Annotated in this window: 8 protein-coding genes and 1 pseudogene; 4 read left to right on the top strand and 5 right to left on the bottom strand. The window is 66.7% G+C overall.

Annotated elements, in window-relative coordinates:
- Positions 1-442 precede the first annotated feature (442 nt).
- From LQ326_RS33080 to LQ326_RS33095, 4 genes are all read right to left on the bottom strand, one after another.
- A complete protein-coding gene (locus LQ326_RS33080; RefSeq protein WP_234542739.1) occupies positions 443-1,678 on the bottom strand; it encodes a lipopolysaccharide biosynthesis protein in 1,236 nt (411 codons plus the stop codon).
- Between the two features lie 172 nt (positions 1,679-1,850).
- Positions 1,851-2,084 carry a GDP-mannose 4,6-dehydratase gene (locus LQ326_RS33085; RefSeq protein WP_234542740.1) on the bottom strand — a complete coding sequence of 78 codons (234 nt, stop codon included), beginning with the start codon at positions 2,082-2,084 and terminating at the stop codon, positions 1,851-1,853.
- Between the two features lie 357 nt (positions 2,085-2,441).
- Entirely contained in the window at positions 2,442-3,818 is a 1,377-nt protein-coding gene (locus LQ326_RS33090; protein ID WP_234542741.1) for an O-antigen ligase family protein, read from the bottom strand.
- 60 nt (positions 3,819-3,878) lie between these two features.
- Positions 3,879-4,745, bottom strand: coding sequence for a class I SAM-dependent methyltransferase (locus tag LQ326_RS33095; protein WP_234542742.1), 867 nt, complete (start codon positions 4,743-4,745; stop codon positions 3,879-3,881).
- Between the two features lie 588 nt (positions 4,746-5,333).
- On the opposite strand from LQ326_RS33095, the gene LQ326_RS33100 reads away from it, so the two are divergent.
- On the top strand, positions 5,334-6,347 hold the full coding sequence (locus LQ326_RS33100; RefSeq protein WP_234542743.1) for a glycosyltransferase family 4 protein: 1,014 nt from the start codon (positions 5,334-5,336) through the stop codon (positions 6,345-6,347).
- Positions 6,254-7,156 carry a WecB/TagA/CpsF family glycosyltransferase gene (locus LQ326_RS33105; RefSeq protein WP_268207846.1) on the top strand — a complete coding sequence of 301 codons (903 nt, stop codon included), beginning with the start codon at positions 6,254-6,256 and terminating at the stop codon, positions 7,154-7,156. The genes LQ326_RS33100 and LQ326_RS33105 overlap by 94 nt, the downstream gene beginning before the upstream one ends.
- Positions 7,157-7,769: 613 nt before the next feature.
- On the opposite strand, the pseudogene LQ326_RS33110 reads toward LQ326_RS33105, so the two are convergent.
- A pseudogene (locus LQ326_RS33110) lies at positions 7,770-8,753 on the bottom strand (MraY family glycosyltransferase); the annotation flags it as partial.
- 226 nt (positions 8,754-8,979) lie between these two features.
- On the opposite strand from LQ326_RS33110, the gene LQ326_RS33115 reads away from it, so the two are divergent.
- Both LQ326_RS33115 and LQ326_RS33120 read left to right on the top strand, forming a co-directional pair.
- Positions 8,980-11,262, top strand: coding sequence for a heterodisulfide reductase-related iron-sulfur binding cluster (locus LQ326_RS33115; RefSeq protein ID WP_181807279.1), 2,283 nt, complete (start codon positions 8,980-8,982; stop codon positions 11,260-11,262).
- A gap of 259 nt (positions 11,263-11,521) precedes the next feature.
- Positions 11,522-12,811, top strand: a complete 1,290-nt coding sequence (locus LQ326_RS33120) for a hypothetical protein (RefSeq protein WP_234542746.1) — start codon at positions 11,522-11,524, stop codon at positions 12,809-12,811.
- The last annotated feature ends 133 nt before the right edge of the window (positions 12,812-12,944 follow it).

Consider the following 12,944-nt stretch of genomic DNA (forward strand, 5'->3'; position numbering starts at 1 on the left):
GTCCGCGTACGGGTCGCACCGTGTCGTCAATTAGTCCTCGCCGATTTCCGGATCGATCCCCCGGATGGACGCCGTTCGTGGGCGAGCAGGGACACCGGATCCCAGGAAGACGCCGCAGCCGTCTCACCAGGCTCTCAGGCTGTACATGTACGCTCCCGGTTCTTCGGCGAGATGCAGTGCGTGTCGGACTCCCAGTACGTCGCAGGCGGAGCCAGACCGGGTTGTATCAGCGGCATGACGTTGGGCAGCCACGCCAGGACTGGAAAACCGATCCATTCGTCCTACCGAAGCCCGAGCCGGGTTGAGCAGGTCCTGGGCGAGCCGGAGGTTGGTCATGGGGTGCGTGGTCTGTGCCTCGCTGGGGGAGCCGAATGCAGTCGGCTTGATCACGGGGGGATTTTTTGGCGACATGCGGTGGTTCCTGTCACTGGCGGCAACGCTGTCACGTCCGGCGGAAGGCTCTGAGCAAGATGGGTACCAGGACGAGGGCAGCGTAGGAGACGACCGATCCAATGACGGGTCCCTCGGGCCCGAGTCGTGCCAAAGGGATGGACACAGCGAGATTCGCCGCGGCCATCAGGCTGAAGGTGATCGCCTTGAAGCGCAGACCCGCGGCGTCGGTCATCCACATGTTGGCCGGGCAGGCGAGCGCCTGCACGATGAGCAGCGTGGCGAACGCAACCATGAGATCGGTCCCCACGCGGATCCGCTCATGCATCATCCAGGTGCCCGCCAAGGGCCCGAGCACAACGATTCCGATACTCAGGACAAGGCTCCCAGCCGCAAAGTACCCAGTGAGCCAGGCGAGTTGCCGCCCGTGCGCGCCGGACGACCGCCTTCTCCTGGCGAACAGCGCCCACAGCGGTAGACCGGCGGCGCTCAGCAGACTGCTCGCCGGCCCGAAGAACTGGGCCCCGGCCGAATAGCCGGCCACCGCCGTCGCGTCGGCCGTGTGGCTGAGGACCAGCCGGTCGGTGGAGTAGGCAAGGGCCGTGGCGGCGGTGGTGATGGTCATGGGAAGTGCGAAGCGCGAGATGGTTGCCCGGTCGTTCAGTCCCCCTTCGCGGACGCTACAGAGGATCATCCTCAGCAGCGGCATCCGGAGGTAGCGGCCGGCGAGGACCGTGCCGACCGCGTTCACGACGAACTGCGAGAGGAAGGCGGCGAAGACACACACTCCTGCGGTCCCGTCCAGGCCGACGGCGAAAAGCACGAGGGCGAACTGCAGGACGCTGCCTGCCCCCTGCAGCAGGAACGAGACCTCATTGCGGTTCACGGCGATCAGCACGGATCTACTCAGTCCGAGCGGCATGCTGCACCCGAAAAGCACAGAAGCGACCGCCACCGCAAGGTCGGCCCCCGGCTGTGCGACATCGCCCAGCACCCTGTTCCACACTCCGAACAGGGCCATGATGACGCCCGTAGCTGCAACGACTGCTCCTGCGTACACCAGGTAGCGTGCCGACGACAGGATCGTTCCGCGCACCAGCCGTTGTTCGCGCGACGTGTCACGCGCAACGGCTTCCGTGAGGGCGGCTCCCGCGCCCAGATCTGTGACCGGAAGCACCGCTGGCAGCGTGGTCACCAAAGCGAAGAGCGCATAGCCGGACACACCCACCGCGCCGACCACGGTATGGACCAGTGCCAGGTTGGTGATCGCGGTGACGGGTAGTGTCACGGCCCTCGCGCCGACCGACCGGGCGACGGGGCCGAGGAAGCGTTGCCTCGGTCCGTCGTGCGTCCCGCCCGGGGCGCGCGCCGTGGGCACTGGCGCAACCGGTACCTTCGACGGCCGATCGACCGAACTCAGGTCGTGTGGCGGATGTGGTGCTGCCACGGGATCTTTCCGCCTAACGCCCATGCGGGCCCAGGTCCTGAGCCGGCGCGGGCGCCGCGGCCGCCAAGGACAGCTCGGCTTCCGGATCACGCGCGTGCTGGTAGAGGTGGTCGATGCGGCCGGTGGTGAAGGCGTCGGTTCGCCGGAAAATCCCGCGGACGGTGTAACCCTTCTCCAGGCTCACCTCGGCAGTGCAGGAGTCGTCCTGTGGGGCGATTCCGGTGATAAGCGCCGTTTCGGCTTGCATACGAGCTCCATGAGGCAATGCAGGCGGATGGGGCGACTGACTGGCATTTCTATAGCTACGCAGCCAGTTCGGGCCTCCCCGCCCACAGCGTAAGAAGTCTTCCCGCAAACACCCACAGTCACGGCCGCACATCCCCCCCGTGTGGACGCATTTCCAACCGCTTTCCCGTCAACAGGTGTGGCGCCATATGCACGGTGCATCCGGTACGGCGTTCGGAAAAGCGGATCAGCGTCGACCGACACAGCAGCAGATGCCGCGCAAGTCTGGTCGCCGACGCGACCGTGAGTGCTCTTCACTGAGCGGAAGGTGCGTTCGGCTTCCAGCGGTTCTCGTAACCGAGTGCGACGTCTTCGGGCGTCAGATACGGGTTGGAGACGGCGAACCGGTACTCGCCGTGCAGACTGCCCCCTCCCCTCGCCTGGTCGAGCAGACGGTCGATGGGGGTCCCTTCTCTTCCGAGGCCTCGACCGCGCACAACATCGCAGCCAGGAGAGAGAACGTCATTCCATCGAGCTCGGCCAAGGACCACGGGCGCTCCGTGATTCCGATATAGATGGGCGCGATGAGCACAGTCAACATGACTAGCCTTTGCCCTCTGCCCGAGTTCCGAATCATCACCGCAAGGATTCCCAGGAAAAGGAAAAAACCGATCCAGCCGGCCGCGAACCTCATGTCCAGAAACTGATTGTGGACAGAGTACATCAGAGGGTTGAGGTGCTGTTGAGAAAACCCCGACAAGGCGCCTCGACCGAAACCCAGAAATGGCGCGGAATCCATTTTCTTATATGTCGCAGCCCACAAGTAGACTCGACCCGTGTAACCGTGACTGTCGCTGCTCATCATGGGGAGAACGAAACCGATCACAAGCCCGGCGACAGCAACGACCCAGGCGACCCGGATACGCCACCAATCAGCGGGGGTATCGACTCGGGGCCGCAGTATGGCCAGCGCCAGAAGTGTCACCGCCACAGCAATAACCGCTGTTCGACTTCCGGTCAGCACAACCATTCCTGCCACATAAAGACTCAGGACGAATCGCGCCTTTCCGCGGAACCCGAGATAAACATATGGAAGAGCGACGGAAAGGGTGATACCGAGGGCGTTTTCATGGCCCAGCACTCCCCGGAACAAGAATCCCAGCGGGCCACATTTGTCGGCTCGGCAGGGCACCACAGCCCACGCGGGACGTACCGCAGCCGCCAATCCGCTGAGGATAGCCAAGGTAATACCGAATACACCGGCACCCAGGTGTGCGCCACGCCCAACCGGCAGCACGATACATACCGCCAGGACCACGGCAAGACTCATCTGGGTCGCTGAAAACATTTGCCCGTTGTTCAGCCCGGTACTGAATGTGATTACAATATGCAACAGCAGTGCGACGATGGTGACATGGCGGACTCGCCTTCGACCCCCAGTCGCCCCGCGTAGGAAGGAAAGGGTAACGGTCAATAAAATGACCGCTACCAGCGCCCACCGTAGCGCGGTGAAATACGGGTTCGCCACGGGTTCCAGAAGGATCTTGTTACCGAAGGGGCCGGTGACGAACGAAGCATTTCCACTCCAAACGATGGCGAGCACTGGGATATTCATCAACCATCCCAACGCGAAAATGAATACAGCAGTAGTGTTCCAGTCACCTGCGCGGACGGAGGCTCGGAGAGCAACAATGAGAAAGAGCGTACCGACGGCCGTTCCTGAGAGGATGATCGCCGTCGTTCCCGGTTCCAGCATTGTTCCTTACTCCTAGGTCTCGCTCGCCATCTGCCATGCACCGGGAGGCGTGCGGCATTGTCACGGGAATTTTCTCGGGGTCAGACGCACCCACAGATGCCACCCCAGCACTCTCTCACCTGGAAGCCCGTGGACGGGCAGCGGGGGAGCGTGCATGAAACGCTTCTCTGCACTCTTTACCGCAAAGCTCGAGAAATCTGTGCGAACCTGCCGCATGCCGTAAACACGAGAATATGGATTGGTCGGCCCGTCAGTGTTATGGTGGATGAACTCGCCCATGCGCAGGTAGTTAAAAAGTCCCTGTCGCCGAGCATTTCCAATGTGGTCGCCCAGCCGCCCTCTGTTCTTGCAGCCTCCGATCCGCACAACGGGATACGCGATCAGTACTGCGGCCCTGCGTACCAGTCCGATCGCCACCAGATAGTTGAGCGACCAACGGGCATAGAGCATGACCACCAGTTCACCATCCGGCTTCAGCACTCGCCAGATCTCACGCTGCGCCCGATCGATGTCCGGCACATGATGCAACACACCGTGACTGAATACTACGTCGAAAGAATTATCCGGAAAGGGGAGGTCCAGAACGCTTGCCCTGTGAATTCCTTGAAACGGAAGCCCTCGCAGATTCATTCGAATTCTTGTTCGCCTCACGGACGTCTCGGTGATGTCTACGCCAGTCCACGAGGCGCCCCGCCTGATCAACTGCTCGGCCTCCGACCCTTGCCCGAGACCGATTTCCAGCACTTGACGATTGGCGGGACTCATTTTGTCCAGGCAGGCAGGGATGTGAGATTCAAGCCCATACTTCAGCGCATCATACCGATCGAAAAACTCCTCGTAATGGTGCGGCTCGTCACTTGAGGGACCGCCGACGAGTTGCTCTCCACACGGGTTGGCACTCCAGTATCCCCGAATATCTTCCTGCACGCTGAGCTTCCTTCTAGGCTTTCTCACGCTTGACCGACAATTTGTCGGGATTTATTTTGCCACGCCTCTCTTGAGTGGATGCGCCGCGACATTTGGGAATGAAAATGCCTGAATTACAGTATTGAGCGCCGCAAGCCGCTCAGTCCATCGCTACTTTACTGATCTTTACAGAGACGCAGATCAAACTCCGACCCCTGCGGAAATCTATACGCTTCCGCGCCCGCTCCGAACGGAATCGGCGGGCGTCGGGGAAGTTTTCACACAATCGGCGTAGCCGTGACAGTGACGTGAGAATGCCCAGTCCTCGCCGACTCCCCTGAGCTTCGGCCGAACGGAGGGAGCGCCGCACAACACGGTTGTGCTGTGTGGATTCTATTGTGCTTCTCTGCTGCCATAGAACCGTCATCAAGTTGCGTCGAGCGAAACCTGCGCGGGAGTGCCAGAGGTATGGCGGTGTTACGTAAGAGTATGATCAAAATGACCTCGCCCGCTAAGCAGAAATATGACCGTTCCTATTTTCCGCTGAGCACATCCCGGCCCTGCAGGAAAAATGTCATTATCTTGAGGCACCGGTCATCGTTGGGCGGCATGGGAAGGGCTGCTGATTTCTTCACCCCAGTCATGCAGGCGCACTGCGAGGTCGTAGCAGTTATTTCTCTATCAGCGGATCGCGCTGAGGGGAATCGGTTCGAGGCCACTTTGCCTGCAAAGCTTCGCGCTGTGGCGGCGACCCTCTGGCGGTGCTCCTACACGCTGGCGACGCGATCTCCAAGGGCGATGTATGTGCCGATCTCCCAGTGGGGCCTTCCTCTTCTTCGCGACGTCCTCATCGTCGTCCTCACCAGGATCGTCAAGTGCGCTCCGGTACTCCACCTTCACGGCGCCCAGCTGCCGGCCCGGCTGTCCTCGAACCGCGCACTGCGGAAGGTGCTGGCAGGAGGGCACTGGATCGTTCTGAGCGAGGCAGTGGCGGCAGAGTTGCACGCCAGCGGCTGCTCTACGGAGTCGGTCACGGTGGTGCGGAATCCGGCGCCACCGGCGGTCCGGCCCCGGGTGCCCGGCCCGCCCCGTCTCCTGCGCGTCGGCTGGCTCGGCACGATGTGCCGGGCCAAAGGGTTCGACGTACTGTGCGACGCGGTCGGCCGCTCAAAGCGACGAGGCATGGCTGTGGAGTTCTCCGTTGCTGGAATGCGCCTCGACGTACCGGGCTCCGCCATGGCCGTCGTGGACAAGGATCTGGGTGTACTCGATCCGGCAGACGTCCCCTCTTTCTGGGCAGAGGTCGACGCCTTTGTCCTTCCGGCACGCTGGGTTGAAGGGCTTCCCTTCGTGCTCCTCGAAGGCCTGCAGGCCGGCTGTGCCGTGGCGGCGACCCCGTCACCCGGATGTGCCGAACTCTTCGCCGAGGGATGCGTCGAGCCGGTCGAAGCCACAGTGGACTCGGTTGCCGGGTTCCTCAAGGCATGCGGGGACGACCTCGAAGGAGTCCGGCGACGACAGCAGAAGGCATGGCAGGGGCTGCGGCCACTCTACGAACACAGCAGCGTCGAGAAGAAGTTCGTTCGGTTCTGGCAGGACACCGTTTTTGGGAGGGACCGTTGACGAAACTGCGGCGCAACGTACCCAGGGCCGGACTGGCGGACGAGAACGCGTCCGCCGGGCCGCCCGGCCTGGGCCGCCCGGTGACGGTATGCGGGCTGCCGGTTCATCCTCTGACGCTCGAGGAGTCGGTGGCCGCCGCCGAGGCACTGATCGCGGACGGCGGCCCTCACCAACACGTCGTACTCAACGCTGCCAAGGTCGTCCAGGCGCACGACGACCCGGAACTGGCGCGGATCATCCGCTCGTGCTCGCTGGTCAACGCCGACGGACAGTCGGTCGTGTGGGCGGGCCGCATCCTCGGAAGCCCTCTGCCCGAGCGGGTGGCAGGCATCGATTTCATACTGGCGCTGTGGCGCAGCGCCGCGCGCAAGGGATATCGCGTGTACCTCCTGGGCGCCGAACCGGAAGTGGTCGAGGCCACCGCGCGCATCGCCGCCGGCCAGGGTGTCAAGATCGTCGGATACCAGGATGGCTACTGGGACGAGGCTCACGAGTCCGATGTGGTGACGGCGGTCCGCGAGGCCCGTCCGGACATTCTGTTCCTCGCCGTGCCGAGTCCGCGCAAGGAGTACTTCTTTGCCCGCGGGCAGGAGGACCTGGGCTGCGCCCTGATGGTCGGCGTGGGCGGCTCCTTCGACGTGGTGGCGGGACTGCGCAGCAGGGCCCCGCGGTGGATGCAGCGGGCCGGCCTCGAATGGTTCCACCGGCTGGTCCAGGAGCCGCGCCGCATGTTCCTGCGCTACGCCGTGGGCAACATCCGGTTCATCGCGATCACCGCCGCCCATCGGGCGCGGCGGGCCCCTCACTGAGTGACCCGGAGTACGAGGGGAGCCGTGAGCGCCTCGCCGCCACACGTCCAACACCACCCGCCGCATCCCGGCCTCGTCCATCCCTCGACGCCTCTCGTCGCCGTACCTCCCCGCAACCACACCGATGCAGGCTGCCAGGACGGCCGCGTGGAACCGGGGGTCTCATCCGGACGCTGGCGCGCAAACCCCGGCGCGATCGCCCGAGCCTCTTGCTCCGCATCGGGCCGGGCCGTCCGAGCACCGGCCCGAGCCGCTGCACCACGGAGGTCCCGGCGCCCTCGACGTCGATCCTGACGATCCGTGTGTCGCGCAGTTCGTCGTCGGTCAGGAGCAGGGGCTCATGGGGCATCTCGACCGCATGCGGCTGTGCCGCCGACTCGCATCGCTGAGGGAATGACCCGCTTCACCCATCCGGCGTCAGCTGTCCCCGGCATGACGAGCGGCTACGGCTGGAGGGAAGACCGACCTGCTGCCAGACCGCCGGGACGCCGGGCCGCGGTCCCCGTGGTGGTGCGCCGGGTGCCGGGTACCCCGTTGCCGTGCGCTCTGGAGCGATGCGTTCCGGGGCCTCAGGCCCCGGCTCCAGGCCCCCGGTATGCCGCCCGATGGTGTGCACACCCGTCGGACGCCGCGGGCCGTACACCGGGACCCCGAGCAGCCCCAGCACGACCGCCAGGGTGACGCCGACGGCCCAGGTGACGGCTGCGGGGCCGGTCCAGCCGGTGTGCACGAGGACCGCGGGAAGCACCCCCGCGAAGGACGCGGCACCGAGGACGACGGTCGCCCCCTGCGAGGTGAGCCCGAGGCGCCGCAGCCGGTGCGCGAGATGGTCGGGTCCGCGCCGCAGCACCGGCCGCCCGGCGAGCAGCCGGGACAGCACGACGAGCAGCACGTCGGCGCTCGCGACGGCGGTGAGCGCGAAGAGCACGCCCGCGCCGGCGGCGGGGTCGTACCCGGTCCGGGTGACCAGCGCTGCCGCGGCCAGCACGAACCCGGTGAACAGCGAACCGGCGGCACCGAGGGCGATCCGCGCGGGAGCCCAGTTGTGCATCAGGAACCCGGTGAGCGCCGCCGCGAGCACGCTCAGCAGTGCGGCGAGCCCGTCCATCACCTCGGCGGCGGCGCAGGCCCCGGCTCCGAAGGCGGTCACCACCCCGACGGTCCCGGCCAGTCCGTCCGCGTGGTCGAGCCCCTTGAAGGCGACGGCGACGAAGGCGATCCACCCGGCGCCGAGCAGGCCGCCCGCCATCCCGGACTCGCCGTACGGCACGACGCAGGCGGCCGCCACCGCCGTACCGAACAGCAGGAACCGCGTCTTGAGCCGCCACACGTCGGCCACCGCCCCGAGCAGCGCCACGGCTCCCCCGGCGGCCAGCAGCTTCCCGACGCCGGTGCCGAGCGGCGCGACGCCGGTCCAGTCGCCGGCGAAGGCGACCAGGCAGGTGGCGCCGGCCACGGCGAGGCCGCCCAGCGCGGGCACCCGCCGCGTCCGCCTCCGGTCGAGGAGGCCGAGCCGCAGGGCGCACGGCCGGATCAGCGCGGCGAGGAAGGCGGCGAGCAGGAAGGCGGTGGTGGCGGCGGCGATCCCGTAGAGCACGGGTCCAAATTAGACCGGAATGTAACCATTATGTACGAATAACACGATCAGGTTCGGGGGGTGCCGCACAGGCACCCCTCAGCGACCCAGATCACCCCGCACCTGGCTACAGTGCGAGTAAAGATGCGGGTAGTCTCGAACCGACTGCATAAGTTACCGCTTAGTAATTTCGGGCACTCTCTGTACGGAGACCCGAAGAGACCCCTCGCAGGCCCGAGGAGCCCCCATGCAACTCGCCGCGATCATCGTGTCGCTGGTTCTGATCGTGGTCGGCGTGGCGTTGTTCGCCCGCGCCATCCTGCAGATCTACAACTTCACGCGGCTCGGCCAGAACGTGCCCGCCGGCACCCGTACCGACGAGCCCGTCCAGCGGACCGTCACGGTGGTCAGGGAGTTCCTCGGCCACACCCGGATGAACCGCTGGGGCATCGTGGGCGTGGCGCACTGGTTCGTCGCGGTCGGCTTCTTCTCCCTTCTCCTGACGATCGTCAACGCCATCGGCCAGCTGTTCCAGGCCGACTGGATCCTGCCGGTCATCGGTGACTGGGCGCCGTACAACGTCTTCGTCGAGTTCATCGGCACCATGACGGTGCTCGGCATCCTCGTGCTGATCGCCATCCGCCAGCTGAGCAAGCCGAGCCGGCCGGGCCGCAAGTCCCGGTTCGCGGGCTCCAACTTCGGCCAGGCGTACTTCGTCGAGACGGTCATCCTGATCGTCGGCGTCTGCATCTTCACGCTGCACGCGCTGGAGGGCGCCCAGCACCACGTGGACTCCTACGAGGCCTCCTTCTTCATCTCGTACCCGGTGGTGTCCTGGTTCCGGGGCATGGACGTCTCCACGCTCCAGAACCTCACCTACTTCTTCGCCGGCCTGAAGATCGCGACCTCCTTCATCTGGATGATCGTGGTCGCCCTGAAGACCGACATGGGTGTCGCCTGGCACCGCTTCCTGGCCTTCCCGAACATCTGGTTCAAGCGGAACGCGACCGGTGAGACCTCGCTCGGCGCCCTGCTGCCCATGACCTCCGGCGGCAAGCCGATCGACTTCACCGACCCCGGTGAGGACGACGTCTTCGGCGTCTCCCAGATCGAGCACTTCTCCTGGAAGGGCCTGCTCGACTTCTCCACCTGCACCGAGTGCGGCCGCTGCCAGTCGCAGTGCCCCGCCTGGAACACCGGCAAGCCGCTCTCCCCCAAGCTGCTGATCATGTCCCTGCGCGACCACGCGCACGCCAAGGCGCCCTACCTGCTGGCGGGTGGCGGCAAGAACGCCGAGGGCGAGGAGAAGGCGAGCGAGGAGGCCCTCAAGGCGGTCCCCGCGGCCGCCCTCGCGGAGGCCGAGCGCCCGCTGATCGGCACCGCCGAGGAAAACGGCGTCATCGACCCGGACGTGCTGTGGTCCTGCACCACCTGCGGCGCCTGCGTCGAGCAGTGCCCCGTCGACATCGAGCACGTCGACCACATCGTCGACATGCGCCGCTACCAGGTGATGATCGAGTCCGCGTTCCCGTCCGAGGCGGGCACGATGCTCAAGAACCTGGAGAAGAAGGGCAACCCCTGGGGCCTGGCGAAGAAGCAGCGCCTGGAGTGGCTCAAGGAGGTCGACTTCGAGGTCCCGGTCGTCGGCAAGGACATCGAGGACCTCACCGAGGTCGAGTACCTGTACTGGGTCGGCTGCGCCGGCTCCCTGGAGGACCGCGCCAAGAAGACCACGAAGGCCTTCGCAGAGCTGCTGCACATCGCGGGCGTCAAGTTCGCGATCATGGGCGGTGACGAGAAGTGCACCGGCGACTCCGCCCGCCGCCTCGGCAACGAGCCCCTGTTCCAGGAGCTCGGCATGGAGAACGTCATGGCGCTGAACACCGCGTTCGGCGAGGAGCTGGACGACGACGGCAAGGTGACCGAGGAGTCCCGCAAGCCGAAGTCGGCGAAGAAGATCGTCGCCACCTGCCCGCACTGCCTCAACACCATCGGCAACGAGTACCCGCAGCTCGGCGGCGACTACGAGGTCATCCACCACACGCAGTTGCTCCAGCACCTGGTCGACGAGGGCAAGCTGGTCCCGGTCACCCCGGTCGAGGGCATCATCACCTACCACGACCCCTGCTACCTGGGCCGCCACAACAAGATCTACACGCCCCCGCGCGAGATCATCGGCAAGGTCCCGGGCCTCAGGAACGAGGAGATGCACCGCCACGAGGAGCGCGGCTTCTGCTGTGGCGCCGGTGGCGCGCGGATGTGGATGGAGGAGCGGATCGGCAAGCGCATCAACAACGAGCGCGTCGACGAGGCGCTGTCCCTCGATCCCGACATCATCTCCACGGCCTGCCCGTTCTGCCTGGTCATGCTGACCGACTCGGTCAACGGCAAGAAGAACGACGGCAAGGCCAAGGAGTCCGTCCAGGTGGTGGACGTGGCCCAGCTGCTCCTCGACTCGGTCAAGACCCCGGTGGACCCGGCGGGCGAGGCGGAGCAGGAGAGCGCGCCGGAGCCGGAGCCGGTGAAGTAACCCGGGCACCGCGTTCCCGACGGGACGCCCCCGGCCCTGTGCGGGCCGGGGGCGTTCTGTCTTCCCCGACGGCGGCCCGGGGATATCCCGTCTTCTCCGACGACGGCCCAGAGACGTTCCGACTTCTCCGACGGCGGCCCAGGGACATCCCGTCCTCTCCGGTGCGTCGCGGCATGACCCGGACGGCCCCCTCCTGCTCGCGGGCGTGCTCCCTGGCGGTTCGGCTGGAGGGGGACCGGATCGAGCGCGGGAGGCACGGGTGACGGATGACAGCGCGCACGCGGACGGCGAGGAGGGCCGGTCCGACGACGTCCGGGAGCTGCGGGCCCGGGTCGCGGCCCTGGAGAGCGCACGGGCCCGGCCGCCCCGGCACCACGTCCGAAGTCTCCTCGCCGTCGTCCTGATCCTCGTCGGCTGCCTGCTCGCCCCGCTCGCCGTGGTGGCCTCGTGGGCGGCCGACCAGGTGGGCGACACCGACCGCTACGTCAGCACGGTCGCCCCGCTCGCCTCGGATTCCGACGTGCAGAACGCCGTGGCCAACCGGGCCACCGACGCCCTCATGAGCCACCTCGACCTGCCCGCCCTGCTCGCCGACGTGGCCCCGGCGGACCGGCCGCGCCTGCAGCAGGCGCTGGGCGGCGCACTCGGCGGCGCACTCGAAGGGGCCGTCCGCAGCTTCGTCCACGACACGGCCCGCACGGTCGCCGCGTCCGAGGCGTTCCGGACCGTCTGGACCGACGCCAACCGCCAGATCCACAGCAGCCTCGACAAGGCCCTCACCGGCAGCGGCGGCGGCGCGGTACAGCTGGGCGGCGACTCGGTCACCCTCGACATCGGCCCCCTCGTGGACCAGGTCAAGCAGCGTCTCGTCGACGCCGGACTGACCGCCGCCAAGCACATCCCCGCCGTGCACACCGACTTCACCCTCCTCAGGTCCGACCAGGTCGGCAAGGTCAAGACCTACGTACGGCTGCTCCAGCTCGCCGGGAACTGGCTGCCCGTACTGGCCGTGCTGCTGGTCGCCGCCGGGGTGCTGCTCGCGGTACGGCGGCGCCGGGCCCTGGTGACCGGGTGCCTCGCGGTCGCCGTCACCACCGGGCTGCTCGGCATCGGGCTGGACGTGTTCCGCGTGTTCTACCTGGACCGGCTGCCCGCGAGCGTCTCCCCGGGCGCGGCGGCCGCCGTCTACGACGCGCTGACCCGCTTCCTGCGTACCGGCGTGCGCGTGGTGGTGGCGCTGGCCGTCGTCGTCGCCCTGGCCGCCTGGGTCAGCGGCCCCGGCCGGTACGCCGGGCTGGTCCGGGGCGTGTGGACGTCCGGGATCGGGGCGGCCCGCGGCACCGCCGACCACGCCGGACTGCGCACCGGACCGGTCGGCCCCTTCGTACGCCGGTACCGCACCTGGATCACCTGGATCCTGGTGGCCGGGGCGGTGCTGGCCTACCTGCTGTGGTCGTACCCCACCGGCTGGGTGGTGGTGGGCCTCGCCCTGTGCCTGCTGTTCGCACTGGCCGTGGTGGAGTTCCTGGCGACACCGTCAAGGCCGTGAAGACCCGGGGAGCCGCGTGGCGGGGGCGCCGTGGCCTGCCTGACCGCCCCCGCCCCGGCCGGGTCCGGTCGGCAGAGGGCCGGGTCCGGCTAGGGGCTGTCCGGCGGATCAAGTCGCAGGAAAGCAACGGTGG

Source organism: Streptomyces shenzhenensis, assembly GCF_021462265.1.
GTDB lineage: Bacteria > Actinomycetota > Actinomycetes > Streptomycetales > Streptomycetaceae > Streptomyces > Streptomyces shenzhenensis.